Here is a 26,763-nt window from a genome sequence, read left to right as displayed (position 1 = left end):
CGTAAATCTAAAACAAAACAAAACCCAAATGAGGTCATCTCATTTGGGTTTTTTGCTTCTAAGCGATCTGAAATTCGGCGCGAGACCTAGGAATTGTCCTTGATGCGATCCCATTTGTTTTGCTGGGTCAGTAGGGCGCGGATATAGGCCATATTGGCCTCTACATCTTCCGCCGGCAATTCTCGCGCATAAATGCTGCGGGCTTCATCAAAGCGGCCCTGCAGGCCCACGACCAATGCCAGATTCAACCGCACTTTGCGCGAGGCTTTCGGCATAGAGACTGCACGGCGTAGCGCGGCCTCGGCTTGATCTAATTTGTTGGACATGGCGAAAGACAGGCCCAAATTCGCATATAGCGATGGCTCGTTCGGCGCGATCACCAAGGCTTGATTGTACAGCGAGCGGGCGCGTTCGTTCTGGCCCATCTGATCATAGATGGCACCTTGAACGCTCAATGCATTCCAGTTTGGCCGTTCCGGCCGGATGGTCGCATCCAAAACATTCATGGCACGATTGAAATTGCCATCTGCGGCCAATGCTTTTGCATAGGCGAGGGCAACATCAGAATCGTTTTTATATCTCAGTCGCGCTTGTTCCAAAACAGAAACGGCCTGGCTCGTTTGGCCGATCGCGCGAAGCGCTGCAGCAAAATAAATTGCAGTCTGCTTGCTGGGGCTTTGTTGATATTTCGCCCCTAGATCTTGTACGGCAGCGTGCTTGGCTTCGTTCGACATGCCAGAGAAATCTGGCGTTGCCGTGCCGCCACCAGCACCACGCGGTGAAGCACAGGCATTTAGCGCCAAAGCCGCAACACCGGCGAGGGCCAACATCTTGGCTGTGCGAATAATGCTCTTTTGCCGATCAACCATGCGAACCTCTGCACAAAATAAAGCGGTGCGCACACTGCGCGCCCTTCTTATGCAATAAATCATTAACCCTAATAGTCAGTTAAAATGCCGTGCAGGATGCAGCCTTCATTGCGTTTGCATTGCCAAGCGCTTCGCGGTAACTCTTGGTCAAACCAATCCAAATGAAAGCGGAAATATGTCTGTTTCAAATCCCATCACAGTTCATTGTCTCTGGCAGGATGAAGCCTTGCCCTCAAACCTGACGGCGCAACAACAAGCTTGGGCGAAATCCCATAAGTTTGCTGGCAACAAGGGCGAGCTTGTGGCGCTGCCCGGGGCTGATGGTGACGTGTCGGCCTATTTGTTCGGCATGGGGGCGCAAAAAGGAGCGGACCCGTTTGTCACCGGCCTTGCTGCAGCAGCATTGCCAGATGGCAAATATGAGCTGAAGGGCAATTTCGACAATGCGACATTGGCAGCAACAGGCTTCCGCTTGGGCGCCTATGATTTTGACAATTTCCGCAAATCGGCAAAAACAGTTGAACTAAGCGCCCTCGAAGGGGCAGATGCCGCGGAAACTGATTTGCTGGTAGAAGCCGCAACACTCGCGCGCGACCTGACCAATCGGCCAACCAATGATCTCGGACCAGAAACCTACGAGAAAGATATTCGGGCATTTGCACAAAGTCATGGCGCAAAAGTCTCATCAATTGTGGGGGAGGAGTTGCTCGAGCAAAACTTCCCGATGATCCACGCCGTGGGCCGTGCGTCGGCAGAAGAGCCACGGCTGCTTGATTTCACCTGGGGTGATGAAAGCGATCCAAAGGTTACTTTGGTTGGCAAAGGCGTCGTGTTCGACACTGGCGGTCTCGACATCAAGCCAGCGCAGTCCATGTTGCTGATGCGCAAAGATATGGGCGGCTCCGCCAATGTGTTGGGCTTGGCCCACGCGATTATGAAAGCCAATTTGAAGGTGCGGTTGCGCGTGTTGATTCCTGTTGTTGAAAATTCCATTTCAGCCAATGCGTTCCGCCCCGGCGACATTCTCAACTCACGCAATGGCATGACCGTAGAAATCGGCAACACAGATGCCGAAGGCCGTTTGGTTTTGGCCGATGCCTTGAGCTTGGCGGACGAAGAAAGCCCCGAAATGATCATCGACATGGCCACACTAACAGGCGCAGCGCGCGTTGCGGTGGGCACAGATATTGGCGCGCTCTATTCGACCGATGATGGGCTGGCGCAAGAATTGGTCGCCAAAGGCAAAGCCAACTCAGACGCGCTTTGGCAAATGCCGCTCTGGGATGAGTATGACGCGATGCTCAAATCAACAATCGCTGATGTGAACCACATTTCAAATGGCCCATTCGCCGGGTCCATCACGGCAGCCCTGTTCCTGCGGCGTTTTGTGAAAAACGCCAAAAGCTGGACCCATATGGACATCATGGCATGGTCACCATCGCCGCGCCCGGGTCGCCCGGCCGGGGCCACCGAGCAAGGTCAACGCGCGGCCTATTTCATGCTGAAAGAACGGTTTGACAAAAAATAGATTTAGTAGCCTTGGGCGGGGTCAACAATGTGTTTCAATTGTTCGCCCCGCTCAAACCGTCCAATTTGCTCTGCCACCAAATTGACACCACCTTCAAACGACGAAATTGCGGCGATATGCGGCGTGATATAGCAATTTTCTAAGTCCCATAGCGGGCTATCTTTCGGCAATGGTTCGGTTTTAAACACATCCAAACTCGCAGCACCTAATGTGCCATCATTGAGGCAGGCCACAATGTCATCTTCGTCCTGATGGCCGCCCCGCGCCGCATTGATCACCACTGGTCCATGCGGCAATACTTCTCGGCGCAGTTTTTCAAATGTTGCCCGGCAAAGAATATTCTGTGTTTCCGCCGTAAGCGGCAATAGATTGACCAAAATGTCGGTGTGCCGCAGGAAATCGTCTAGCTGCTCTGTGCCCGCAAAAGAGTGTACGCCATCCAACTCTTTTTTGCTGCGGCTCCAGCCATTGACCTGATAGCCAATCATAGACAACTTCTTCGCAGCATCTTCGCCCAATTGGCCCATGCCCATAACCCCCACGGCAATATCGCCAGCAGGTGCAGGGTAATATTGGGTCCAATGATGCGCGCGTTGGTCTTGGCGATAATGGGTCAGCTCGCGATGGTGCATGGCCACATTGGCAATCACATAATCGCTCATACATTGCGTCAGCGTCTCGTCCACAAACCGCGTGATGGGCACACCCGTTGGCAAATGGGGATGTTTGAGGATTGGGTCTACGCCCGCACCAAGCGACAAAATGGCTTCTAGATTGACCAGCCCATCAAATACGTCATCCCGTGGTTTCCACACATAAAGATAGGTGATGTCTGCGGGATCAAACTTATCAGAAGAAGTGACAATTTTTTGGTTTGGCATCTTGGCCCGAAAGGCTTCAGCCCATTCATTTTCATCAATGCCGCCCAAATGCACCAGAAGCGTCATGCCATCCTCCAAATATGTTCAGAAATAAAAAAAGACCGCACCTTTATGGCACGGTCTTTTCAATGCATTCAAGCCAAAGAGTTAAGCTTAGTTGCTCACTTCTTCTGTTGTGGCAGCGTCGCCTTCAGCGTCCGGTGCAGCTTGTTCGTCAGTCGCTGGTGCTTCCTCTTCGGCTGCAGGAGCTTCCTCAGAAGGCGCTTCCTCAGTTGTTGGCGCTGCTTCCTCTTCAGTCATCGGCGCTTCTTCTTCTGCAGCAGGTGCCATCTCTTCAGTGGCTGGTGCGTCTGTGCTTTCTTCCATCATTTCTTCGGTTGATGTCGCATCAGCGTTCACATCTTCTTCGTCAATCACGGCAGCTTCTTCAACCGCTGGGAAAGGAACAGGATCAGCATCAAGTGTTTGCAAATAGGCCAACAAGTCAGCGCGGTCAGTTTCTTTTCTCAAACCAGCAAAGCTCATTTTGGTGCCCGGGGCGAAGCCTTTTGGATCTTCCAAAAATGCGTTCAGTGCTTCATAGGTCCAAACTTGACCCTCGGCGCCTTTGCCAGCCAAATCGTCTGAGTAGGAGAAGCCTTCATGTACACCAATTGTGCGGCCAACAATGCCGTAAAGCGCTGGGCCAACTTTGTTCTCGCCGCCTTCTTCAAAGGCATGACAAGAAGAACATTTCTTGATTACGTCCACACCGTCTTCAGCAGAAGCAGCAACCAGCAGTTCAGCCAATGGCACAACTTCTTCTTCCACTTCAGCAACAGCAGCGCCTTCTTCAGGCTCTTCCAAGGTGTATCCGCCACCTGCGCCAGCTTCTGTGTGATAAATCGCGTCAGACAAAAAGCCTACGCTAAACACAAACACAAGGGTGCCCAAAGCAGCCCCGATAAATTTTTCCAGATCAATCCGATTCATTGTTCAGCTTTCTCCGCGTCGCTTCCCCGCCAGCGACATATTCCGCCTGAGCCCATCTTTACGGTGGAAAAGAGGGCCAATTGATTCTTAGCCCGCCAAATGACGTGCTTTTGCGCGCGGACCTTATCCATAAGCCGCTTTTTGCGCAACTCCCTTATCACCATCTGCGACATTTCGCATGAAATTTTCCCAAAATTCCAGCAATAAATGCCCTTCAATTGACTTCGAGAATAAAAAAAATGAATAGTGCGCGGCGAAAAAACAAAAATTGAGGAAATTTCGATGCTTAAAGTGGCGTTTCAAGGTGAATTGGGGGCTTTTGGACATGCGGCGGTGCGCGCCACATTTCCAAACGAAAAGGAATTCCCTTGCACCACGTTTGAGCAGACAGTGGCAGCGGTTCAAAATGGTGATGCAGATTATGCCATGGTTCCAGTGGAAAACTCGCTCTATGGCCGGATTACAGATATTCACCACCTCTTGCCTGAGAGTGGATTGAAGATCATTGGCGAATATTTTCACCGCGTAAATATGAACCTTCTTGGGGTGAAAGGCTCAAAGCTCGAAGACATCAAGGAAGTGCAAAGCCTTTCTGTCGCACTGGGCCAATGCCGCAAATTCATCAAAGACCATGATCTGATCCCTGTAAACTCGGTTGATACCGCTGGATCAGCTCGCGAAGTTGCAGAGCGTGGCGACAAGAGCCGCGCCGCCATCGCATCAAAATTGGCTGGCGAAATCTATGGGCTGGATTTGATCGCCAGCGATATTGAAGATGAAGATCATAACACCACTCGCTTTTTGATCATGTCACGCGAAATGATTGATGTTGATCCAACTAAGCATAAGGTAAAAACCACCTTTGTTTTCCGCGTGCGCAACGTGGCGGCGGCGCTTTATAAAGCCATGGGTGGCTTTGCGACCAATGGGGTCAACATGACCAAGCTAGAAAGCTACATGGTGGATGGCAACTTCACAGCCACACAATTTTACGCCGATATTGAAGGCCATCCAGAGGACCCCGGTGTGAAGGATGCCTTCGAAGAATTGGCCTTCTTCACACATCATATCGATATACTGGGCGTCTATCCCGCAGCAGAGAAGCAGGAATAGCGCGCCGGCACGCAAATTCTTTGGGCGCACCCCCTTGCACTTTGGCGCAAAGTGCATGATATAGGGCGTCGGGAGATTGGCGCGGACGAACCGCTCGCCAACTGGGTCAGGTCCGGAAGGAAGCAGCCCTAACGAGTTAGGAACGGGTCGTTGCCAGTCTCCTTTATGTCTTTGCCCAAATATTTTGCGCCCCACCTCAGAATCGGTGTCAAATAGACGTCGAATATCAAACGCACATCCAGCAGGCAGGCAGAGTTGGCAGATCAAAATTCCTCATATGTAGTGCTCGCGCGTAAATATCGCCCAGAGAGCTTTGAGACCTTCATTGGTCAAGAAGCCATGGTGCAGACCTTGAAGAACGCGTTTGAAGCAAACCGGATCGCCCATGCCTTCATGCTCACTGGTGTACGCGGGGTGGGCAAAACCACCACAGCGCGTATTCTGGCTCGCGCCCTTAATTTTGAAGATGACAATGGCCCGCGCCCCAATCTTGAATTGGCGGAAGAAGGCAAGCATTGCCGCGCGATCATCGAAAGCCGTCACGTGGACGTGGTCGAAATGGATGCGGCGTCACACACGGGCATCGACGATATTCGTGAGATTATCGACAGCGTGCGCTATGGCCCGGTTTCCGCGCCTTACAAAGTGTTTATCATCGATGAGGTGCACATGCTCTCCAAAGCGGCCTTCAACGGCCTCTTGAAAACGCTGGAAGAGCCGCCCCCATATGTGAAATTCATCTTCGCCACCACAGAAATTCGCAAAGTGCCTGTCACCATTCTATCGCGTTGCCAACGCTTTGATTTGCGGCGCGTGGAGAGTGGCACGCTCAACGAATATTTGGGCGGCATTTTGGAAAAAGAGCAGATCGCTTTCCAGCCGGACGCGTTGAAAATGATCATTCGCGCAGGCGAAGGTTCCGTGCGCGACAGCCTGTCATTGTTGGACCAAGCCATTGCCCATGCTGGCGGAGAAATCGGCACCGATACCGTCAAGCAAATGCTGGGTCTTGCAGACAGGGCATTGATCCTCGATTTGTTCGAAACCCTTATGCGCGGTGATATTGGCGATGCGCTTGAGCAGATGCGCCACCAATATGATGCGGGCGCAGATCCGCAGACTATCATTTCTGATTTGGCCACCGTCACCCATTTGGTGACCCGCCTTAAAGTGGTGCCAAGTGCAACAGACGATCCGGCATTGACACCGGATGAAAAAGAGCGAGGCCGCGACATGGCGCAAAAGCTAAGCGTCAAAGTGCTTTCACGTGCGTGGCAAATCCTCAATAAGGGGATCGGCGAAATCAATCATAATCATGATGCGGTGCAAGCTGCGGAAATGGTGCTCATCCGTTTGGGCTATGCCTCCGATTTGCCTTCGCCTGACGAGTTGATCAAAAAAATTCAATCCAATCCGCAAGCAGCAGCTGCGTCGCAACATAGCGGCGGCGGTGGCGGCGGAGAGGCGCCTCGCGCTTTCGCCAATGGCGGCGGCGTGAATGCCATTGGCCAAAAAGCACCTTCTGCAGCGCGAGAACAAAGCCCGCTGCGGGCCATGGCCACCAATCCTGATCCAACGCCTGCCGCGGTTCAAGAGCCAATCATCGAGGTCAAATCCTATGAGGAGTTGATTGAAATGGCGGGCGCAAACCGCGAATTGGTGCTCAAACACGCGCTTGAAGCTCATGCGAGCCCGGTTTCATTTGCCAATGGCCGTATTGAGTTGGCGCTAACAGATGAAGCTGACCACACATTCGTGCCGCTATTGTCAGCTAAATTGCGCGAATGGACCAACCAGACTTGGATGATTTCCGTTGCGCGCGAAAAACCAAGCGATACCATCGCTGCACAAAAACAGCGCGCCCGCGATGCGCGGCAAAAAAAGGCAGAGCAAGTGCCTGAAGTAAAAGCGGTTTTGGATGCATTTCCCGGCGCGAAATTGGTAAATATCCGCGCGCTAACAGATGATGATGGGCCAGAAGACTGGCTTGAAGATGATTTTGAAAATGAAGAAGGTGACCTATGAAAGACATGATGGGCATGATGAAAAAGGCGCAGGAAATGCAGGCACGCATGGGCGAAATGCAGGCCGAGCTTGAAGCGCTAGAAGTTGTGGGCACAGCTGGTGGCGATGCTGTGCAAGTGACATTGACCGGCAAAGGCGAAATGCGCGGCGTGAAGATTGATCCGGATTTGCTCAAGCCTGATGAGGCTGAAATCGTAGAAGATTTGATCATCGCAGCCCATGCTGATGCCAAGCAGAAATCAGAAGAGATGGCACAGGAGAAAATGAAGGAAATCACCGCTGGTTTGCCTATTCCTCCTGGCATGAAGATGCCGTTCTAAGCGACGAGACCTAGTCTATGTCCTCACGGTCGGGCGGCCCCGAAATTGATCAGCTTATCCAACTCTTGGCGCGACTGCCGGGCCTCGGCCCGCGGTCAGCGCGCCGTGCTGTGTTGCACCTGATCAAGAAAAAGGAAACTTTGATGGTGCCGCTCGCCTCCGCGCTTGATCGCGCGGTGGATAGCGTGATGACCTGCCAAACCTGCGGCAATGTAGATACAATCTCTCCCTGTCATATCTGTACTGACCCAAAGCGAAACGCCTCCGGCTTGTTGATCGTTGTGGAAGATGTGGCCGACCTTTGGGCATTGGAACGGGCTGGCGTTGGCGCGGCGCTTTATCATGTGTTGGGTGGCACATTGTCGCCACTTGATGGTGTTGGGCCGGAAGATCTGAATATACATAGTCTTGTGCACCGCGTGGAAGCTGGCAATATCACCGAGATCGTGTTGGCGGTGAACGCCACCGTCGATGGGCAAACAACAGCCCACTACATCACCGACCAACTGCAATCATTCGACGTGAAAATTTCACGCCTGGCCCATGGGGTGCCTGTTGGTGGTGAGCTTGATTATTTGGACGAGGGCACCTTGTCCCAAGCACTGAAAGCACGCACAGACTTTTGATTTAAGGAGTGGACATGCCAGCATTTTCGAAGAAGCAGTGGATCAAAGATTATCTTGCCGCTTTATCGAATATGGCAGTTGGCGACACTCTTTCAGTCTTCCTGCATCCTCAAATCGAGCAAGTTGAATTTCCCAACGCGCTCACCTAGCAAAAGACCACACGCGATCTAACTGCGATGCTACAAGGCGCCGAAGCGGGGCGGAAGGTTCTGCAGGGGCAAAACTTTGAGCTGATCAACTTTATGGCAGATGATCAAAATGGCGCGCTGGCTGAAGTGATCTGGTCGGGAAAGCTCGCTGTTCCTATCGGCGATTTGCAGCCCGGCGATGAAATGAAAGCACATTTCGCTTGTGTCTTTGAATTTAAAGACCAAAAGATATTCCGCCAGCGCAATTATGATTGCTTCGAGCCGTTCTAAAGCGATGTCATTGTTGAAAATTTGCCCACAACATCCAGATTGCAATGGCAGCCATGAGCAATCCAAAGCCCTGATTAATCACCTTTTGCTGTGGCCCACCGCGAAAGCGGCGCATCAGCAGATCGCCCATTTGTGACCAAAACAAAAAGGCCACTAAATTATTGGCGGTGAAAACAACTGCAATGGCAAGAGCACCGGTCAGCGGCGCGCTGGGGACTAACTCGCTCGGCGCAAATTGGGTGAACATCAACACAATGATCAAATAGGCCTTTGGATTCAGCAACAGCAAAACGGCGCCATCTGTAAAACCTGCAGTGCGCGCGTGTTGCGCGTCCGCAGTCATCTTTATGGCTGGCGCTTTGAAAAACCGTATGGCCAAATAAAAAACATATAGACTACCCAACACCCCGATCACTTTGGCGAATGTCGGAAAGGCGTGCAGGCTTTGCAGTAGACCAATGCCGATCAAGATGGTGACCAACAATGTCGCCACATGATAGCCGACCAAAGCTGGACCAATGGCGCGAGCGCCTGAATGCGCCGCAAGTGCGGCAAAAAACATATTGCCCGGCCCCGGCGAATAGGCGAGGGGAAACAGAAACAATAACAGCGCAATCCATTCAAACATTCGGTCATCCTTTTTGACCGAACATGCTGTATAGACCGCGAATAATCGACCCGATTTTAACCGGTGTTTACGGCTAGACTGAACTCAGCAAAATGCTGGTTTCGCTGTTGAGAATATTGTCAATCATGCGCACCTCGCGCAGCACGCGGTCGAACTCCGGCAAGCTTGAGGTTTGAATTTCCACCACCAAGTCCCATGCGCCATTGGTGGAGTGAATGTGCTGCACTTCGGGCATCCCGCGCAGCCGCCGGATCACGTCGCTGGTGGTCTTGCCCACCACTTCAACCATCATGATCGCGCGCACCATGTCGTGCCCATAATCTTCCCGCACACGCACAGTGAAGCCGAGGAGGGCACCCACTTCAGTGAGCCGATCCAGTCTGTTTTGCACCGTGCCGCGCGAGACACCTAAGATATTGGCCAATTTTGCTAGCGACGCACGCCCGTCTCGACGCAGCAAAGAAATCAATTCGCGGTCCAATGCGTCATAAACATAATGGGGAATCTCAGCCATGCCGATGCCTTTTGTAAATATGCACAAATTGACTATACAAATTTAGTAATATGAGTGGCAAGAATTATAAATCATTGCCATTTTTTTTGAACGATCCATTGCGTACTATTTTATTTCCAAGTTTCCGCTTTGAATGACGAGGGATATTCAATGGCTAAATTCCACCGCGACACACTTAACCTGGTGCCGTTTGTCAGCGTCGATAATATGATGAAATTGATCTTGCATATCGGCGTTGAAGAGGCGATGGCTGGCATCGCTCAAGCCATTGAAGAGGATTTTGTCCGCTGGGAACTTTTTGACAAGACGCCCCGCGTTGCATCTCACTCAAATGAAGGTGTGATCGAGTTGATGCCCACCAGCGATGGTGAGGTTTATGGCTTTAAATATGTGAATGGCCACCCCAAGAATACCAAAGATGGCATGCAGACGGTCACGGCGTTTGGCCTGCTGGCCGACGTGGCCAATGGCTATCCTGTGTTGCTGTCTGAAATGACCATTCTCACCGCCTTGCGCACCGCTGCCATGTCTGCGGTTGCTGCAAAATATCTCGCGCCGAAAAATGCAAAGACCATGGCCATCATCGGCAATGGCGCTCAGTGCGAATTCCAAGCTTTAGCCTTCCGCAAAATCTGCGGCATCGAAAATGTCCGCCTTTATGATACGGACCCGAAAGCCACTGAAAAAGCCATGTTCAACCTGCAAAATAGCGGCTTGAACCTCACCTCCTGCATCACGGGTGAAGATTGTGTGGCCGGGGCCGACATCATCACCACCTGCACCGCAGATAAGCAATATGCCACCATCTTGACCGACAATATGGTCGGCTCTGGCCTGCACATCAACGCCATCGGCGGTGATTGCCCGGGTAAAACCGAGCTGCATAAAGACATTCTTTATCGCTCAGAAATCTTCACTGAATTTACGCCGCAAACACGCATTGAGGGCGAAATTCAGCAATTGGCAGAAGATTATGAAGTCACCGAATTGTGGGAAGTCATGTCCGGCAAAAAAGATGGCCGCAAGTCCGACGGGCAAATCACGCTGTTTGATAGCGTAGGTTTCGCTGTCGAAGACTTCTCTGCCCTTCGCTATATTTATCAATCGATCCAAGGCACCCAATTCTATGAAGATTTGGACATGCTGGCCGATCCAGACGATCCGCGCGATCTTTATGGCATGGTGCAACGCGCCGCCAAGCAGAATATGACAGCAGCGGAATAACAAAATAGCCCCGGTTCTCCGGGGCTTTTCTTTGTGCCATTTCGGCGCGACCAAAAGAAAATTCATGACAGTCGCTAATCTGGCGATATATGATTTGCCCATGCGACTCCCAAAAATTCTCACCACGATTCAAACCTATAGTTGGCCGCTTTTTCTTGCCGATCTGATTGCAGGCATCACCGTTGCCATGGTGGCGCTGCCGCTCAGCTTGGCCATTGCCATCGCCTCGGGTGCAACGCCAGAAAAAGGCATCGTCACCGCAATTGTTGCGGGCTTCTTGATTTCCTTGTTTGGTGCTGGCCACTTTCATGGCGGGCATCATTTTGTTGATCGCCGGATATTTCCGGGCAGGCAATCTCATCGCCTTTGTGCCGGAAGCGGTGGTGGCCGGCTTCACCATTGGCATCGGCATCATCATTGGCACCAGCCAGCTCAACAGTTTCTTCGGCTTGTCTTTGGCAGAAGTACCCGCAGAGTTCTTCGAAAAAGTACACGCTTTCTGGGACGCCCGCGACACGATGAGCTTGGTCACCTTGGCCATTGCTTTGGCCACTTTGGTGATGATCGTCGCCCTGCGCCGCATAGCCCCCAAATTTCCTGGCCTGATCGTGGCTGTTGGTATTGGCTCACTCGCCGTGTTTGCCTTTGCCCTGCCGGTCAGCACGCTTGGGTCGCAATTTGGCGAACTGCCCAGCAGCTTGCCCATGCCGCAACTACCCGTGCTAACAATGGAGCGTATGGTGGAGCTGCTCCCTTCGGCTTTTATCATCGCCTTTCTCGCAGGCGTGGAATCGCTATTGTCTGCCATGGTGGCGGACAAAATGATCGAGGGCCATCATCGCCCAAATGCGGAGCTAACCGCGCAAGGCATCGCCAATATCGGCTCGGCCTTGTTCACCGGGCTGCCCGCAACAGGGGCCATCGCCCGCACGGCAACCAACATCAAAGCAGGCGGCAAAACGCCCGTGGCCGGGTTGGTGCACGCCGTCACCATCCTGATCGTTATGTTGCTGGCCGCGCCGCTCGCTGGTTATTTGGCCATGCCCGCCCTGGCTGCACTGTTGATGGTCACCGCATGGAACATGATGGAAGTGGACAAATGGGGTGAGTATGCCAGAGGCAAAAAGAGCGACTTGTTCCTCTTACTGCTCACACTGGTCCTCACCGTTGCCGTTGACTTAACGGTCGCCATCGGCGTCGGCGTTATCATCGGCTTGGCGCTAAATCTAAACCGGCAAAAATCAATTCAAAGCGATTGGCGACCGCCCAACCGCTAAAAAACGGCGATCAGCCACGCTTTGTCCACCATGGGTCTAAGGCCGATGAATAGCGGGCAATGGCATAGCGCCAAGGCACAATAAACACGAAGGGCACAACAAAGGCACAGGCAAACAACACCTCCATTGTTGCTTCGTCCATTGTGCCCGTTTGCCAGCGCGGCAGCGCAACAAACAGAACCCAAATCAGTTTCCAGCCGAGCTCAAACCAAAGCAGCGGCAACATAAAGATCGGCGCGAACAGTCCTAGAATAGAGAGCATGGCCAACGCACTCAGCATGGCAGTAACAACGCCATCCATCAGCGGCATCGTCACCACTGGTCCAAACAGGTCTGGCACAATTTGTATCGATAAGCCAACCAGCAGCAACAAGTAACATCCGCGCAACAAATGAAGGCGTAATAGGGAAGGGCTTTTCATGTCTCATGTCCTTCTTGCAATTCGCATCTGGAATAATGATCTTGTGGAGATGGATTTGTAGCTCGGCATCAAAATATGTCCATGATCTAAAGTTGCTTGATATTTGATCTTTTGTAACAGGAGACAAGTTTGGCTCATTCTACGGTATCAGCTGGGTTGGCGGCGGGCCTTCTGGCCTATGCCCAGTCGCGCTGCACCAATGCGGCAAACTTACGGGCCAAAGTGGGCCTTACTGATAAGGATTTGATCGATCCAGATGCGCGGGTGTCTTTGCGGCAATATCTTGTCTTGATGCATCACGCGCAAATCGCAACCAAAGATCCTGCCTTTGCCCTGCATTGGGGGGAAGATGTGGGCATGGCGGACATCTCGATCGTCGGACTGATTATGAATGCAGCACCAACCATGGGGGCTGCATTCCAGCAATTGCAGCGCTATGGACGGCTGGCGATGGAAATCAATGATCCAGCGGGAAGCCCGCATTTTGAACTGCATCAACAGGATGACCGCCTATTTATGGTCTATGAAGGCACCACTGTTCAAAATGTGCCTGAATTGGTGGAAAACGCCTTTGTGCGGCTCACCTGTGGCCCAAGGCAATTCCTCACCGCGCCACATATTTTGTCGGTATATTTTACACACGCCGCACCGTCTTATCAGCACGAATATGAGCGCATTTTTGAGTGCCCTGTGCATTTCGATGCGAAGTGGAATGCCATGGAACTGCACCCCGACGTTGCATCATGGACTGTCGCGCAAAGCCCGGAATATATGTCCAAACTTCTTGAAGAAAAGGCTGAGCAACTTCTGTCAAACATGTCGGCGCAGCAAAGTTTGTGCGGTCAAGTCGAACAGGCACTTCTGCCGCTATTGCATTTGGGCAATCCCGGCGCTGATCAGGTTGCAGCTCAATTGGGCATGAGTCGCCAAACGCTGTTTCGGTATTTGAAAAACGAGGGCACCACCTACCGACAGGTGCTTGAGGATTTACGTCACACCAGCGCCATATCTCATTTGAAAAGTCAGACATTAAGTATCGGCGAAATCGCCTATCTTCTTGGGTTTTCTGACCTTGCCGCCTTTTCCCGCGCCTTTAAGCGTTGGACAGGCCGGAGCCCGCGCGACTTTCGGCAAAATCTCTAAACCAAACCAGTGGCGCCGCCGTACACCCGAAGGGGCCGGCAGCGCAAATAAGTGTTAAGCCGCGTGTCTAAAGCTTAACGTTGCACGTTGGCCAACATCTGGCTCTTCATCGGTGATATTGGCTTTGATGGTTTCAAACAAAAACACCGCACCGCTTTCCGTGCTCAGCCAAATTTCGCCATCACGCGGAATAAACTTCACCAGCACCAGATCATGGTCCTGCTTGCCTTCGTCAAACCAAGCCGAAGCAACAATGCTCCAGATCTGGTCTAGCTTGTCCTTGTCATCCGAAACGCTCAGCCCGCCATTCACATAGCCGTGCAACCCAGCACTATTGTCTGCCATCGCAAATCGAATATCCTTGCGCGCAGTGGCGGCATCCGCAGCGTCGGTGCCCTTGGCCGTGATAAACCAAATCGCCCCATCGTCATCCTGCGTCAGGTTCGGCGTCATCGGAAACAACCGCCCGTCCACGTCCATCAACCCAGCCTTAACATCGGCCAACCGCTTCCAAAATTCTTTCTCAAAATCCGTCATAATTTCAAGCTCCTTCTGTTGACAAGAGCAACGAGTGGGAAGGGAAGATGGTTCCTTGATTTTGTGGAAAGTGTGAGCGACCACAGTGAAATTTGATAGCGGAAACATCCAATTGCGAGGACACGAGAAATTCTTGGTCTCTGAACAACCTAACTCCACCACCGTCACCACCGGACTTGATCTGGAGGCCTGTTTGTTTCTTAGGCAGAGGGAACCGACAAATCTATGGTGTGTTCTGCAAGAGTTTAAAGCACACCAAGAAGATTTTTGGCAGCTGCGATCACTGCCTCAAGTTTTTCAGGGTTGAGCGCGAAATAACCCGTGCCACCAGCCGGAATTGCCCATTTAATTGTAGTATCGACCATTAGGTCCACTTTCTTGAGACACCATGCAAGGCCAGTATTTAAAGCGGCGGTCAGTGCTTCAATGATGTTTTGGAGTTGTGTTGGGTCCGGAAGTTCCTTTGAGATTTCATTCTTGAGATCTTCCAATGGCCGCAAGACGATAATCAATTCCTGCGCAATCGGTACGTCATCTAGAGGCTCAGGTGGCATGTTTCCGCCAATCCCGTGCCTGTTAATGGGAACCTTGCGTAGTTCAACTTCGAGCGCGTCAATGTGTTTTTCCAAATAGTACTTAGCTCGGACTTTTTCGATCTCCTCCGCTACCGCCTCCGGACCAGCTTTCCATATAACATCGTCAATTAAAGCAACACGTCGTTGCAATTCCCATTCCAATGGCTTTCCGTCAAGAAACCCTTGGTACCATTCGCGCCAAAACGCTCCATTTTTACCCGCCCATTCATACCAATTTTCAAAAAATTTAAGTGCGTAAGTTTGATTTCTCGAACTTACACCTCTCCACAATTTTTCGTTTCTAAGTGCTTCTGCTCGCCGATCTGCTAGCGCTTTAGTGGTCAGACCAACATTCTTTGCAACTGCGTGAATTTCAAAGCTAAATAGACCATCTTCGAAGGAAACTTCTGTTGAATTCTCTAACCCGAAGCCATCATCGGGGCCCACATGGAAGTGGATTTCGGGCATCCCACTTGCGATCGAAGTACTAAAGATGCGTTCTTTTCGCGTGAACGCTAAGTGGTGGGTTTCTGGACGATTTGGCGGATCATATGGGCTTGAAAATTGCTGGGTTTCTCGATTTACTCCCGCCAAGATCGTAATGGCGCATCTGAATAAATTGAGCGCGAATTCACCAGAAATAGCTCTAGGAATTTCATCAGGATATGAAATTTCAGATAAGTTTCTAAGTAAGTGCCGAGTCATCAAAATCTGACGAGAGTAAGCTGACAGCCAACCAAGCCTGCGCAGCCCTTTCTCAAATCCCTCGACAGATTTCGCTCTATTTAAATCCATGAACCATCCTGGAAATTCACTTATGGCACCAAAAAAGTTGGCAACCGCCGGACACACTTATTACTCCTGTTTGGTATAGATTAATGTAAACCGTATTTGGTTGGGCAAGAAAAGAAATCAGTTGGCAAATAATTAGTATGTTTGGCGTTGATTCAGGAGATGATCAGTCCCCCTCAAGCATCACTTTGGTTTCTTCAAATTCCAGCTGCTCAATCCGTTCGCCGCGTTTTGTCACTTTGCCGGTAGAAATCAAAATCTGTTCCACATCGCGGTTGGCCTGTTGGAAATGGGTTTGCAGCTTATGCACCCGCTCAGAAAGGCGGCTGACATCGGCCAGCAAATTGGTAACTTCTGACTGGATGATATGAGCTTGCTCGCGCATTTTTACATCGCGCAGCAGGGCTTGGATGACTTGGATGGACAGCATCAAGAGTGACGGCGAAACAATCACAACGCGCATCCGCAAGGCCTTTTGCACAAGATCGTCAAACTTCTCGTGGACGTCGGCAAAAATCGCCTCTGACGGCACAAACATAAAGGCCGTATCTTGGGTTTCTCCGGCGATAAGATATTTTTCCGAAATATCCTTCATGTGTTTGGTCATGTCAGTGCGGAATTGGGTCATAGCGCCTTTTAGTTCTACCGCATCTTGCGCATCATTAATGCGCTGCCAGCTCTCCAGAGGGAACTTCGCATCCACCACCAAGTCGGGCGCTTTGTTGGGCATCAACACCAAACAGTCGGGTCGCGAATTGTTGGAAAGCGTGGCTTGAAACTGAAAGGAGCTGGCAGGTAATCCATCAGAAATGATTGCTTCCATGCGCCCTTGGCCAAACGCGCCGCGCGATTGTTTGTTGGCCAAGATATCGCGCAGCGACACCATTTCGTTTGAAAGTTCTGAGATGTTGGCTTGCGCCCGGTCGATCACAGCAAGTCGTTCATTAAGCTTGGAGAGGCTTTCCTCAGTTTTGGTGCGCGATTCAGTCACCGTTTGCCCCATGCGATGGCTGGCACTGTCGATTCGGTCGGTCAACGCCTTAGCCAAGTCGGAGGTGCGGCTGCCAAAAATCTCTGACATGGTGTGCATGCGCCCGGTCATTTCACTTTGCACGCGCATCAAGTCGGCCAGATGCCGTTCCATCTCATGGTTGCGCTCGGCAATGCGCGCTGCCTCCAGCGCGCGCTGTTGCCCGGCACGCCAGCTGCCCACCAGCGCCACAATGGCCAAAAGCAGCAACAGGCCAACGCCGATTAAGGTGAGTTCAAGTGCTGTGAAATCATGCCCAAAGGCATTAAAAAGTACATCATCCATAAAAAGAACATATCGTGATTCGTGCGCCCATGCCCCGATAAAGCGCGTGCGACTTTAATGCTGTCACGCTTGTGCCTATATCTAAGGGGAATAGCCAAGCAATCTGCCGAATTTCTTGACCCGTAGGGCTAATCGGCCTATCCAAGCAGCCAAACCTGAACCAAGAGAATTAGACCATGACCATCCGTCCTATTTTACATATCCCAAACGATGTTTTGCGCAAGGTCGCCAAGCCGGTTGAAACGGTGGACGACGAAATCAAAACACTGATCAAAGATATGTTCGACACCATGTATGATGCGCCGGGCGTTGGCCTTGCTGCGCCGCAAATTGGCGTGTTGCATCGGGTGATCGTGATGGACCCGGCGAAAGAAGATGATGAGCCAAGCCCCATCGCCATGGTCAATCCGGAAATTACGTGGTCGTCAGAAGAAACGTGGGTCTATCAGGAAGGCTGTTTGTCGATCCCTGAATATTATGAAGATGTCGAACGCCCCGTGAAAGTGCGCGTGAAATATCTTGATGAGAAGGGCGCTGAGCAAGAGCTGGAAGCTGAAGAATTGCTGGCCACAATCGTGCAGCATGAGATCGACCATTTGGATGGCAAATTGTTCATCGATTATCTGTCGCGCCTGAAGCGCGAACGCGTCACCAAGAAATTCCAAAAGATCGCGAAACGCGCAGCGGGGTAATATGCGGGTCATCTTTATGGGCACGCCTGAGATTGCTGTGCCAACTTTGAGCGAAATTATTGGCCGTGGCCATGATGTGGTGGCGGTGTACACCCAGCCGCCGCGACCTGCAGGCCGTGGCAAGAAAGACCGGAAATCGCCAGTACATGAATTGGCTGAAGGTTTCGGGCTGGAAGTGCGCACGCCGCTCAACTTCAAAGACCCCGCTGAGGTGGAGGCTTTCCAAGCACTGGACGCTGATGTCGCCGTTGTGCTGGCCTATGGCCTGCTGCTGCCGAAGGCGATTTTGGACGCACCGGAAAAAGGCTGCCTCAATCTGCATGGTTCATTGCTGCCCCGTTGGCGCGGTGCGGCCCCGATCCAGCGGGCCATTATGGCGGGTGACACGCAAACCGGCATCATGGTCATGCAAATGGATGAAGGGCTGGACACGGGCGATGTGGGGCTGATCGATGAAATCCCCATCAGCGCCAATATGACCGCTGGCGAATTGCATGATGAAATGATGATCCGCGGTGCGGATATGATGGGCCGTGCCCTATCAGCTTTAGAGCGTGATAGTTTGCACTTCACCCCGCAATCCAGCGAAGGCGTGACATACGCCAAAAAGATCGACAAAAAAGAAGCCCGGATCGATTGGACGCAACCGGCGGAGACAGTGCACAACCAGATCCGTGGCCTGTCGCCATTCCCCGGCGCTTGGTTTGAAATTGAGATCAACGACAAACCTGTCCGCGTCAAAATCATCAAGGCCGCCTTGACCGAGGGCAGCGGCGAACCAGGCACAGTGCTGGATGATGAAATGCGTATCGCTTGCGGATCTGGCGCTATTTTGCCGCTCACAGTGCAGCGCGAAGGTAAAGGCGCGATGGATGTAGAAACATTTTTGCGTGGTCCCGGTTCACTTAAGGGCAAGGTGGCGCGATAGTGCCCCGCTATAAGCTCACAGTTGAATATTTCGGCACGCCCTATCATGGCTGGCAATCTCAGCTAGATGGCATGGGCGTGCAAGATGCTGTTGAAAAGGCAATCGAAAAATTCTCTGGCGAGCGCGTAAAGGTGCAGGCCGCAGGCCGCACAGATTCTGGCGTGCACGCCACAGGGCAGGTCATCCATTTAGACCTTTCCAAAGAGTGGGATCCCTATCGCATTTCTGAGGCGATGAACCATCACCTCAAGCCGCATCCTATCGTCATCACAGCTTATGAAGCGGTACCCAATAGTTTTGAAGCGCGCTTTTCCGCCTTGGCGCGGCATTATGAATTTATCATTCTCAACCGCAAAGCCCGTCCGGCGATTATGCGCAATCGCGTTTGGCATGTGCCGCACGATCTTGATGCAGCAAAAATGCATGAAGCTGCCCAATTGATTTTGGGCAAACATGATTTCACCACCTTCCGGGCATCTCTATGTCAGGCAAACTCGCCCATCCGTTCGCTTGATCGGTTGGATGTAGAGCGGCGCGGCGACATGATCCACATCTTCGCCTCCGCCCGCAGCTTTTTGCACAATCAAGTGCGCTCGATGGTGGGATCATTGGTCGAGGTGGGGCGCGACCGTTGGACGCCAGCAGATTTCCGCGCAGCATTGGATGCAGCAGATCGCTCAGCTTGCGGCCCCGTATCGCCGCCAGATGGGCTATATCTGATCGGTGTAGATTATCCGCCCCTAGACGCCTGACGGTTGCGTTTGCTGTTGCATGTCCAAGAATGTACTTGGATCAATGCCCGCAGCCGCGAACATGATGTTCACTGAAATCATTGCCGCAATCAGCACCGCCATAATGGTCGCCACGAAAAAGATGATGGTTTGGGGCACACTAAAGCCCAAAATCAACCGTGCTGTCCGCCAAAATACAATGATTGTCAAAATAACAATGATAAAATAGCCAACCGTGGCGAGCAGTTGGAAAATAAAAATTGCGACGATGATCAGCGTGAAAAAGAAGCTCGACCAATTGTTCACCACCATATAGGGCAACATGCGCTCGCGCTGCCCCACAATGCTCAAAAAGCCGTAAGCCACGATAAATGGCGTGGCGTAGAGGATTGTATAGCTGACCAAATTGGCCCAAGCGGGTATCTGCAAATCGTCGGGCGAGGGGCCTGAAAATAGTTCTTGCAAAAATAGGCCAATAAATACCGCAATAAAGCTGCCTACCAGCCCCGCCTGGCTAAAATTGAAATAGCCAATTTTGTCCTTTTCCCCACGGATCAGCGCAAAGACACCTTTGGCGGCGTCGATCATTTCTTCAAAGTAGGGGCGGTTATTCATATCAGCTCTTTTGGTTTAGAAAGGCACGCAAATAGTCTGTGTAAACGCTTTGCAGCCGTTCCACCATGGCCATAGGCACTTGCTCGTCCACTTGGTGCATGCCTTTGCCCACCAAGCCAAATTCGGCAACCGGGCAATAATCAGCAATAAACCGCGCATCTGAAGTGCCGCCACCAGTGGAGCGGATAGGTGTTATATTGGCGTGTTTTTGCACGGTTTCAATGAGCAAATCTACATCTGCTGAATCATTTGAGACAAATGACCGCGACACTGGGTGATGGATTTTCAATTCCACATCACATCCATTCGCAGGCACCGCCAAAATTTGCTGGCCCAGCCAATATTCCAGCTTGAATGCATCCCAAATATCGTTGAACCGAACATTGCCATGCATGGACCCGCGCGCGGGGATCACATTGCCGGCTTTATTGCCCACATCAATGGTGGTCAGTTCCAAATTGGTCGCTTGGAAATTTTCATTGCCCTCATCCAAGGTCGCATCTGAAAGCTGCGCTGCAATTTTGGACAGCACAGGCAGCGGATTATTCGCTTTATGTGGATAGGCAACATGGCCTTGGGTGCCAGTCACGGTGATGGTGAAACTCAAAGAGCCTCGGCGACCAATCTTCACCACATCGCCAAATTCTTCTGCGCTGGATGGTTCGCCCACAAGGCCAAAGTCAAATTGATAGCCTTGCTCTTTTGCCCATTGTAGCGCTTTCACGGTGCCATTCACCGCATCGCTTTCTTCATCGCCGGTGATCAGCAGCGAGATTGTGCCTTTGTCGGCCTCGCCACTCTCTACCAGCTCGGGCAATGCGGCGCAAAAAGCGGCAACGCCGCTTTTCATATCTACCGCACCACGGCCCCACATCACGCCATCCACTTCGTCTGCGCTGAAGGGATCGTGTGTCCAAGCCGCTTCGTCGCCCACTGGCACCACGTCGGTGTGCCCTGCAAACAACAAGTGTCGGCCACCCGTACCACGGGTCGCAAACAGATTTTGCACCGGATAAGAGCCGTCGCCCTCAAAAGTGAGCATGTGGCACTCGAACCCCAAGGGCGTCAGAAAATCTTGCAAGATTTCCAACGCGCCATCATTGGCGGGCGTCACTGATTTACAGCGGATCAAATCCCGTAAAAGATCGAGTGCCTGGCTCACTTACGCCTCCCGAAGCAGATCGTTGATGGAGGTTTTAGAGCGGGTGCGCTCATCCACCTGCTTCACGATCACCGCGCAATAAAGGCTGGGGACCGGTGTGCCATCTGGGAAAGGTTTGCCCGGCATAGATCCAGAAACCACAACAGAATATGGCGGCACTTCACCCATATGAATTTCACCAGTTTCCCGGTTCACAATTTTGGTGGATTGGCCAATGAACACGCCCATGGAAATCACAGAGCCTTTGCCCACGCGGACGCCTTCCACAATTTCAGACCGCGCGCCGATAAAGCAATCATCTTCAATGATCACAGGGCCAGCTTGCAATGGCTCCAAAACGCCGCCAATGCCCACACCGCCAGAAAGGTGAACGCCTTTACCGATTTGCGCGCAAGAGCCAACAGTGGCCCACGTGTCCACCATGCAGCCATCATCGACATAGGCGCCAAGATTCACGAAAGATGGCATCAAAACCACATTGCGGCCAATATGCGCTGATTTACGCACAATTGCGCCCGGCACAGCGCGGAAACCTGCCTCGCGGAAACGATTGTCGCCCCAACCTGCAAATTTAGACGGCACTTTGTCCCACCATGTGGCGCCACCGGGGCCGCCTTCAATCACGTCCATATCGTTCAAACGGAACGACAGCAGCACGGCCTTTTTCAGCCATTGATTGACCACCCATTCGCCCTGATCATTTTGCTCGGCCACGCGGGCTTCGCCGCGGTCCATCAATTCAAGGGCTTCTTCCACGGCTTCGCGGACAACACCTTGTGTTGCAAAAGTGATCTCATCACGATTATCAAATGCACTATCAATAGTTTGAGCCAGTTCGGCGCGATCCATGAGCGGGTCTCCTTAGGGATGGGCAATTTCTTTGGCGAGACATTAGCGTGCAAGGGGCACCTGTCAACCTCGCTTTTTCGCGCTTTGGTCGCAAAATTGCAATCAAGCCAAAACATCTTTAACGCTTCACGCGCAAAGATAAAACAAACCGAGGCACCTAAAAGGGGAAATTTATGGCCAGACGTCGCAGACAGCACCACACGTCGCTTCGCACATCAGAAGAAGATATCAACGTCGCGCGCAGGGTACCGCGTACGCCACAAACAGAAGCCGCCGCCTATAAGTTGGCTTTTTCTGACGAAGAATTCATGACCGCTGAGGAAACGCGGCCCATTCGTTTGCAGCTTGAAATCCTCAAGCCCGAATTGTGGTTGGCCGAACGCGGCATCAATTCAACCGTGGTTCTGTTTGGCGGTGCACGTTTGCCAGCACCGGGTGAGGATGCTTGGGCAGCGAAAAACGACGTACAAAAGAAAAATTTGGAAAAGAACTCCAAATATTATGAAGAAGCGCGCAAATTTGCCCGCCTTGCTTCGCTTACCTCCGAAACCTTGGACTACAAGGAATATGTCGTGGTCACCGGTGGTGGCCCAGGCGTAATGGAAGCGGGCAGTAAAGGTGCGGTCGAAGTAAATGCACCCAATATTGGTCTAAATATCGTTTTGCCGCACGAGCAAGCGCCAAACAAATATGTCACGCCAGATCTTTGCTTTAACTTCCACTATTTTGCCACGCGTAAAATTCACTTCTTGTTGCGTGCGCGGGTAATCGCAGTATTCCCCGGCGGCTTTGGCACGATGGATGAGTTTTTTGAAGCGCTCACCCTTATCCAAACCGGTCGCATGGAACGGGTGCCAGTCTTGCTCTTTGGCAAAGAATTCTGGTCTCGCGTCATCAACCTTGAAGCGCTGGCTGAAGAAGGCACCATTTCACCAAGTGATTTGGAATTGTTTGAAACAGTCGATTCTGCCGAAGAGGCTTGGTGCATTGTGCGCGAATTTTACAATTTGCCCAAAGTCACTGACGAAGGCTGCTAAACGAGTTAAGCCCGGCAAATGCCGGGCTTTTTTTATGCGGTGATTTTATCAATGCTGAAATGCTTCATGCTTTCAACGCTGGCGATTTCCGCCATCATGCCTTGAAAGGCGGGCAGGGTCATCACCTTCTCAGCCGCAGCCTGTGCAGCCTCAAGGCTGGCCCATTCCACCAGATCGACAAACTGGGTTTTGTCTTCGACATTCACAAGTGCATGATAACGCACAAAACCCTCTAGCTCTTTGGCATGCTCCATGGCGTCGCGGCGCAGTTTAAGGGCGGTTTCGGCATTCTTTGCAGTGTAAGTCACCACTTCAAAAACGTGAGACATTTGATTTTCCTTTCCTGTTGATGGAAAGCGATTTAGCATTCCCCTGTTGCCACCCTTGTGGCCACAATGTTGAGTTGGGATTTAATTTATGCGCCGCGCCGAACGCCTATTCCGCATCATCCAAATCATGCGCACCGCCAATGGTGCGCTCACCGCGCTTCAAATTGCGGAAAAATTGGAGATTTCTAAACGCTCCGTCTATCGGGATATGGCGCATCTGATCGGCTCAGGCGCGCCAATCGACTCCGAACCCGGCGTGGGTTTTATGCTGCGTGATGAATTTGATCTGCCGCCGCTCAGCTTCACCTTTGAACAGCTGGAAGCGCTAGCACTTGGGGCAAAAACATTGGCGCTGATTGCCGACAAAGACATGTCGGCCGCTGCCAAAGAAGCGCTCGCCAAAATCCGCGATGCTGTGCCGCAAAGTCATCAGGAAAAATTGGACAGCCCGCATTTGATGGTGGTGCCCCCTCAAGGCATCACCATGCCGCAAAAAGAGCTGCGGCAGGCACGTAGGGCCATAGACGAGAAACGAATTTTGAGCGTCACCTATCGCGCGCTGGACGACAAAGTGAGCGAGCGTCAACTCTACCCATTGGCGCTCACAAATTTTGGCCCCATCTGGCTGATGACTGCATGGTGTGTCTCCCGGCAGGACTTTCGAGATTTCCGCATGGATCGGTTTGACAATATGCAAGTGCAGCTCGAGAAATTCACTCTCGCGCCGCACCGAACTTTGGAAACCTATCTCAAAAGATTTGAGGGCTAAGCCTGTCGCGCAAATGGGCTGAGAAACGTGCCTAGATCGTCTGTCACGTGATGAATATGCTCTTCATCATCCTTGCGCTCTAGCTCAAAGGGCTCCAGCTTGCTGCCGTCAAAATCAGCGCCGGGCACCACATGCACCGTGCGCATGCCTAAGCTGTGCGGCACCTTCAAATTGACTTCCATGTCTTCAAAAAAGGCCGCACTGGTTGGCGCAACACCATGGTTGGCGATGAATTTTTCGTAGGAATTATTGTGCGGCTTCGGCGCAAATTCGGCTTCGATAATGCCGAAAATATCCTCAAACACATCTTCACCGCCCAACCGCTTCAACACATTTTGCGCATGGCCACGATCAGCATTGGTGAAAATGATTTTGCGGCCCGGCAAAGCGCGGATCGCATCCATCAAAGCGGGGTTAGGTGCCACGGGCGAATAGTCAATATCATGCACCTTTTGCAAATAATGGTGTGGGTCCACATTGCGCGTGGCCATCAGGCCGCTCAATGTGGTGCCATATTCTGCAAAAAATTCCTTCTGCAATTTGCGCGCATCGGCCCAATCATACCCGGTCACATCCACCACATAAGCGGTGATCAGCTTGTCGATCTGGTCAAACAAGCGGCAGGTGCGAGGATAAAGCGTATTGTCGAGATCAAAGATCCAACAGTCGACATGCGAAAGGGGCATTAAACAGCAACCTCTTCATTGTTCTTGTGAATCAACGTGCCCGCGCCATGTTCGGTGAACAATTCCAACAGCACCGCATGCTCGGTTTTGCCATTCACGATCACGACAGCTTCAACACCATTTTCAGCGGCTGAGATGGCTGTTTCCAGCTTCGGAATCATGCCACCTTTGGCAACACCATCTTTGATCAATTTGCGTGCGCCATCCACATCTATATCTGCAATCAGCTCGCCATCACCGCCCAAAACGCCCTCAACATCGGTCAGCAGCAAAAAGCGTTTTGCGTCCATGGCGGAAGCGATTGCTCCAGCAAATGTGTCGGCATTAATGTTGAATGTGTCGCCCTTTTTGCCAGCAGCAATGGGCGCAATCACCGGGATAATTTCTTCAGAGATCAACCGATGCAAAATCTCAGGTTTCACGTCGCTTGGCTCGCCCACAAAACCAAGATCAACAATGCGTTCAATATTGCTGTCCGGGTCCATCTGGGTGCGGCGCAGTTTCTTGGCAGTCACCATGTTCGCGTCTTTGCCGCAAAGGCCAATGGCCCGGCCACCTTCTTGGGTGATGGCCGTCACGATCTGTTTGTTGATCGCCCCAGCGAGCACCATTTCCACCACGTCAACAGTGGCTTGATCGGTCACCCGCAAGCCATCTTTAAATTCAGATTGAATGTTCAAGCGCTCAAGCATTTTGCCGATTTGCGGCCCGCCACCATGCACCACAATCGGGTGCACGCCAGATTGGCGCAGCAACACAATGTCCCGCGCAAAAGCCCGCGCCAGATGTTCATCGCCCATGGCATGGCCGCCATATTTCACCACCACAACGCGGTCATCATAGCGCAGCATATAAGGCAAGGCTTGGGCCAAAATGGCGGCTTCTTTGGTTTTATCCGGCTTGGGTTCGCTCGTCATGGATGTGGGGATTCCTTGATGATTGTGTTGTGCCTATCGTGCAGGTTCGTCCCGCTTTGTCCAGACCTTAAAACCCCTCTTGTCATGCAAAAGTCAATAGTCTTAGATGCTCGCGATTGTTCGAGGATAGCTTTTATGAAAATCACCATTCTGCAAACCGGCCTTGTGCCTGAACCCATGCGCGACGATTTCCCAACCTATGGCGAAATGATGCAAACGATGCTCAAGCGGGCTGGGGGAGAGTTTGAGTATGAGATCATCAGCGTGGTGGAAGATGAGCCGTTGCCATCTTTGAACCAAGTTGAAGCTGTGCTCATCACAGGCAGCTCGCATGGTGTCTATGATCCGCTGCCATGGATTGCACCGCTGAAAGCATTTATTCGCGACGCCTATGATCACCATATCCCGATGGCGGGTATCTGTTTTGGCCACCAAATTATGGCCGAAGCGCTCGGTGGCCATGCGGGCAAATCTGAAAAAGGCTGGGGTGTTGGGCGTCACACCTATCATCTGCAAAATGCACCTGCGCATTTGAAGGCAACCGCTGATCAGGTCCACATCACTGCCTCGCATCAGGATCAGGTCTTGACCCAACCACCGGCAGCGCAAATCATTGCAAAAAGCGACTTCACGCCTTTTGCAGGTTTATACTATCCGGAAGGGCCCGCGATCAGCGTGCAACCTCACCCTGAGTTTGATGATGATTTCTCTGAAACATTGTTCACCAAGCGCAAGCATGTTGTTTTTGATCCTGCTGACGCAGACCAAGCCTTGGCCTCGCTTAAAACCCCATCTTCTGCCGCTGAGCTGGGGAAAATGTTTGCTGAGTTTTTCCGCGAAAATGTAACCAAAACAGCCAAAATATAATC

At 51.9% G+C, this 26,763-nt stretch carries 30 protein-coding genes, 1 other RNA gene and 1 pseudogene; 17 read left to right on the top strand and 15 right to left on the bottom strand.

The window, feature by feature from the left end; translation table 11 throughout:
• Positions 1–86 precede the first annotated feature (86 nt).
• Positions 87–869 (bottom strand): tetratricopeptide repeat protein, encoded by a 783-nt coding sequence (locus tag ACP15Y_RS07000; protein ID WP_424982281.1) that lies wholly within the window; start codon positions 867–869, stop codon positions 87–89.
• A 175-nt stretch (positions 870–1,044) separates the two neighbouring features.
• Here ACP15Y_RS07000 and ACP15Y_RS06995 point away from each other — a divergent pair, with 175 nt between their 5' ends.
• Complete coding sequence (locus ACP15Y_RS06995; protein ID WP_424982280.1) at positions 1,045–2,397, top strand: leucyl aminopeptidase family protein; 1,353 nt, start codon at positions 1,045–1,047, stop codon at positions 2,395–2,397.
• A 2-nt stretch (positions 2,398–2,399) separates the two neighbouring features.
• Here ACP15Y_RS06995 and ACP15Y_RS06990 read toward each other — a convergent pair whose 3' ends face one another.
• Entirely contained in the window at positions 2,400–3,344 is a 945-nt protein-coding gene (locus ACP15Y_RS06990; protein ID WP_424982279.1) for a 2-hydroxyacid dehydrogenase, read from the bottom strand.
• An 87-nt stretch (positions 3,345–3,431) separates the two neighbouring features.
• Positions 3,432–4,250 (bottom strand): c-type cytochrome, encoded by an 819-nt coding sequence (locus ACP15Y_RS06985; protein WP_424982278.1) that lies wholly within the window; start codon positions 4,248–4,250, stop codon positions 3,432–3,434.
• A gap of 282 nt (positions 4,251–4,532) precedes the next feature.
• Here ACP15Y_RS06985 and ACP15Y_RS06980 point away from each other — a divergent pair, with 282 nt between their 5' ends.
• The 7 genes from ACP15Y_RS06980 to ACP15Y_RS06950 all read left to right on the top strand — a co-directional run bounded on the left by ACP15Y_RS06980 (position 4,533) and on the right by ACP15Y_RS06950 (position 8,753).
• On the top strand, positions 4,533–5,363 hold the full coding sequence (locus ACP15Y_RS06980; protein ID WP_424982277.1) for a prephenate dehydratase: 831 nt from the start codon (positions 4,533–4,535) through the stop codon (positions 5,361–5,363).
• Between the two features lie 70 nt (positions 5,364–5,433).
• Positions 5,434–5,529: signal recognition particle sRNA small type (ffs, locus tag ACP15Y_RS06975), an RNA gene on the top strand.
• 59 nt (positions 5,530–5,588) lie between these two features.
• The gene (locus tag ACP15Y_RS06970; protein WP_424982474.1) at positions 5,589–7,388 is read left to right on the top strand and encodes a DNA polymerase III subunit gamma/tau; all 1,800 of its coding nucleotides are present in this window, start codon (positions 5,589–5,591) and stop codon (positions 7,386–7,388) included.
• Positions 7,385–7,708: a YbaB/EbfC family nucleoid-associated protein gene (locus ACP15Y_RS06965; RefSeq protein WP_236113048.1), complete on the top strand. Its 324-nt coding sequence runs from the start codon at positions 7,385–7,387 to the stop codon at positions 7,706–7,708. Before ACP15Y_RS06970 ends, ACP15Y_RS06965 begins: the two co-directional genes overlap by 4 nt.
• A gap of 17 nt (positions 7,709–7,725) precedes the next feature.
• A complete protein-coding gene (recR, locus tag ACP15Y_RS06960) occupies positions 7,726–8,334 on the top strand; it encodes a recombination mediator RecR (RefSeq protein WP_424982276.1) in 609 nt (202 codons plus the stop codon).
• A gap of 14 nt (positions 8,335–8,348) precedes the next feature.
• Positions 8,349–8,483, top strand: a complete 135-nt coding sequence (locus tag ACP15Y_RS06955) for a hypothetical protein (RefSeq protein ID WP_424982275.1) — start codon at positions 8,349–8,351, stop codon at positions 8,481–8,483.
• 27 nt (positions 8,484–8,510) lie between these two features.
• The gene (locus ACP15Y_RS06950; RefSeq protein WP_424982274.1) at positions 8,511–8,753 is read left to right on the top strand and encodes a hypothetical protein; all 243 of its coding nucleotides are present in this window, start codon (positions 8,511–8,513) and stop codon (positions 8,751–8,753) included.
• Positions 8,754–8,760: 7 nt separating this feature from the next.
• Here the strand turns inward: ACP15Y_RS06950 and ACP15Y_RS06945 are convergent, their stop codons facing one another.
• Positions 8,761–9,381, bottom strand: coding sequence for a LysE family translocator (locus ACP15Y_RS06945; protein WP_424982273.1), 621 nt, complete (start codon positions 9,379–9,381; stop codon positions 8,761–8,763).
• A gap of 73 nt (positions 9,382–9,454) precedes the next feature.
• Positions 9,455–9,895 carry an Lrp/AsnC family transcriptional regulator gene (locus tag ACP15Y_RS06940; RefSeq protein ID WP_424982272.1) on the bottom strand — a complete coding sequence of 147 codons (441 nt, stop codon included), beginning with the start codon at positions 9,893–9,895 and terminating at the stop codon, positions 9,455–9,457.
• Positions 9,896–10,045: 150 nt separating this feature from the next.
• Between ACP15Y_RS06940 and ACP15Y_RS06935 the strand changes: the two genes are divergently transcribed.
• Together ACP15Y_RS06935 and ACP15Y_RS06930 are read left to right on the top strand one after the other, a co-directional pair.
• Positions 10,046–11,119, top strand: a complete 1,074-nt coding sequence (locus ACP15Y_RS06935) for an ornithine cyclodeaminase (RefSeq protein ID WP_424982271.1) — start codon at positions 10,046–10,048, stop codon at positions 11,117–11,119.
• 64 nt (positions 11,120–11,183) lie between these two features.
• A pseudogene (locus ACP15Y_RS06930) lies at positions 11,184–12,396 on the top strand (SulP family inorganic anion transporter).
• A gap of 10 nt (positions 12,397–12,406) precedes the next feature.
• Here ACP15Y_RS06930 and ACP15Y_RS06925 read toward each other — a convergent pair.
• Entirely contained in the window at positions 12,407–12,817 is a 411-nt protein-coding gene (locus tag ACP15Y_RS06925) for a hypothetical protein (RefSeq protein ID WP_424982270.1), read from the bottom strand.
• A gap of 129 nt (positions 12,818–12,946) precedes the next feature.
• Here ACP15Y_RS06925 and ACP15Y_RS06920 point away from each other — a divergent pair, with 129 nt between their 5' ends.
• Complete coding sequence (locus tag ACP15Y_RS06920) at positions 12,947–13,960, top strand: AraC family transcriptional regulator (protein ID WP_424982269.1); 1,014 nt, start codon at positions 12,947–12,949, stop codon at positions 13,958–13,960.
• A gap of 54 nt (positions 13,961–14,014) precedes the next feature.
• Here ACP15Y_RS06920 and ACP15Y_RS06915 read toward each other — a convergent pair whose 3' ends face one another.
• The 3 genes from ACP15Y_RS06915 to ACP15Y_RS06905 all read right to left on the bottom strand — a co-directional run bounded on the left by ACP15Y_RS06915 (position 14,015) and on the right by ACP15Y_RS06905 (position 17,179).
• Positions 14,015–14,497 (bottom strand): pyridoxamine 5'-phosphate oxidase family protein, encoded by a 483-nt coding sequence (locus ACP15Y_RS06915; protein WP_424982268.1) that lies wholly within the window; start codon positions 14,495–14,497, stop codon positions 14,015–14,017.
• Positions 14,498–14,742: 245 nt separating this feature from the next.
• Positions 14,743–15,867 (bottom strand): hypothetical protein, encoded by a 1,125-nt coding sequence (locus ACP15Y_RS06910; RefSeq protein WP_424982267.1) that lies wholly within the window; start codon positions 15,865–15,867, stop codon positions 14,743–14,745.
• Positions 15,868–16,030: 163 nt separating this feature from the next.
• Complete coding sequence (locus ACP15Y_RS06905; RefSeq protein ID WP_424982266.1) at positions 16,031–17,179, bottom strand: DNA recombination protein RmuC; 1,149 nt, start codon at positions 17,177–17,179, stop codon at positions 16,031–16,033.
• A 176-nt stretch (positions 17,180–17,355) separates the two neighbouring features.
• Between ACP15Y_RS06905 and def the strand changes: the two genes are divergently transcribed.
• Genes def through truA form a run of 3 tightly spaced genes read left to right on the top strand, consistent with a single transcriptional unit; the run spans position 17,356 to position 19,551 of the window.
• Entirely contained in the window at positions 17,356–17,871 is a 516-nt protein-coding gene (def, locus tag ACP15Y_RS06900; protein ID WP_424982265.1) for a peptide deformylase, read from the top strand.
• A 1-nt stretch (position 17,872) separates the two neighbouring features.
• On the top strand, positions 17,873–18,799 hold the full coding sequence (gene fmt, locus ACP15Y_RS06895; RefSeq protein WP_424982264.1) for a methionyl-tRNA formyltransferase: 927 nt from the start codon (positions 17,873–17,875) through the stop codon (positions 18,797–18,799).
• Positions 18,799–19,551 carry a tRNA pseudouridine(38-40) synthase TruA gene (gene truA, locus ACP15Y_RS06890; protein WP_424982263.1) on the top strand — a complete coding sequence of 251 codons (753 nt, stop codon included), beginning with the start codon at positions 18,799–18,801 and terminating at the stop codon, positions 19,549–19,551. Before fmt ends, truA begins: the two co-directional genes overlap by 1 nt.
• Here the strand turns inward: truA and ACP15Y_RS06885 are convergent.
• The 3 genes from ACP15Y_RS06885 to dapD are packed head-to-tail and all read right to left on the bottom strand — an operon-like array spanning position 19,540 to position 22,156.
• Complete coding sequence (locus ACP15Y_RS06885) at positions 19,540–20,145, bottom strand: hypothetical protein (RefSeq protein ID WP_424982262.1); 606 nt, start codon at positions 20,143–20,145, stop codon at positions 19,540–19,542. The genes truA and ACP15Y_RS06885 overlap by 12 nt on opposite strands.
• 1 nt (position 20,146) lies before the next feature.
• Positions 20,147–21,307, bottom strand: a complete 1,161-nt coding sequence (dapE, locus tag ACP15Y_RS06880; RefSeq protein ID WP_424982261.1) for a succinyl-diaminopimelate desuccinylase — start codon at positions 21,305–21,307, stop codon at positions 20,147–20,149.
• On the bottom strand, positions 21,308–22,156 hold the full coding sequence (dapD, locus tag ACP15Y_RS06875; RefSeq protein WP_424982260.1) for a 2,3,4,5-tetrahydropyridine-2,6-dicarboxylate N-succinyltransferase: 849 nt from the start codon (positions 22,154–22,156) through the stop codon (positions 21,308–21,310).
• Between the two features lie 173 nt (positions 22,157–22,329).
• Here dapD and ACP15Y_RS06870 point away from each other — a divergent pair, with 173 nt between their 5' ends.
• Positions 22,330–23,193: an LOG family protein gene (locus ACP15Y_RS06870; protein WP_424982259.1), complete on the top strand. Its 864-nt coding sequence runs from the start codon at positions 22,330–22,332 to the stop codon at positions 23,191–23,193.
• A gap of 32 nt (positions 23,194–23,225) precedes the next feature.
• Here ACP15Y_RS06870 and ACP15Y_RS06865 read toward each other — a convergent pair whose 3' ends face one another.
• Positions 23,226–23,522, bottom strand: coding sequence for an antibiotic biosynthesis monooxygenase (locus tag ACP15Y_RS06865; protein ID WP_424982258.1), 297 nt, complete (start codon positions 23,520–23,522; stop codon positions 23,226–23,228).
• 88 nt (positions 23,523–23,610) lie between these two features.
• Here ACP15Y_RS06865 and ACP15Y_RS06860 point away from each other — a divergent pair, with 88 nt between their 5' ends.
• Entirely contained in the window at positions 23,611–24,291 is a 681-nt protein-coding gene (locus tag ACP15Y_RS06860; protein ID WP_424982257.1) for a helix-turn-helix transcriptional regulator, read from the top strand.
• Here ACP15Y_RS06860 and ACP15Y_RS06855 read toward each other — a convergent pair.
• Together ACP15Y_RS06855 and argB are read right to left on the bottom strand one after the other, a co-directional pair.
• Positions 24,288–24,977 carry a pyrimidine 5'-nucleotidase gene (locus ACP15Y_RS06855; protein ID WP_424982256.1) on the bottom strand — a complete coding sequence of 230 codons (690 nt, stop codon included), beginning with the start codon at positions 24,975–24,977 and terminating at the stop codon, positions 24,288–24,290. The genes ACP15Y_RS06860 and ACP15Y_RS06855 overlap by 4 nt on opposite strands.
• Positions 24,977–25,894 carry an acetylglutamate kinase gene (gene argB / locus ACP15Y_RS06850; protein WP_424982255.1) on the bottom strand — a complete coding sequence of 306 codons (918 nt, stop codon included), beginning with the start codon at positions 25,892–25,894 and terminating at the stop codon, positions 24,977–24,979. Before argB ends, ACP15Y_RS06855 begins: the two co-directional genes overlap by 1 nt.
• 135 nt (positions 25,895–26,029) lie before the next feature.
• Between argB and ACP15Y_RS06845 the strand changes: the two genes are divergently transcribed.
• Positions 26,030–26,761, top strand: coding sequence for a type 1 glutamine amidotransferase (locus ACP15Y_RS06845; protein WP_424982254.1), 732 nt, complete (start codon positions 26,030–26,032; stop codon positions 26,759–26,761).
• Positions 26,762–26,763 lie beyond the last annotated feature (2 nt).

The sequence above is a fragment of the Maritalea sp. S77 genome, assembly GCF_049801075.1.
Lineage (GTDB): Bacteria > Pseudomonadota > Alphaproteobacteria > Rhizobiales > Devosiaceae > Maritalea.
This window is presented reverse-complemented; position numbering and strand designations above follow the sequence as displayed.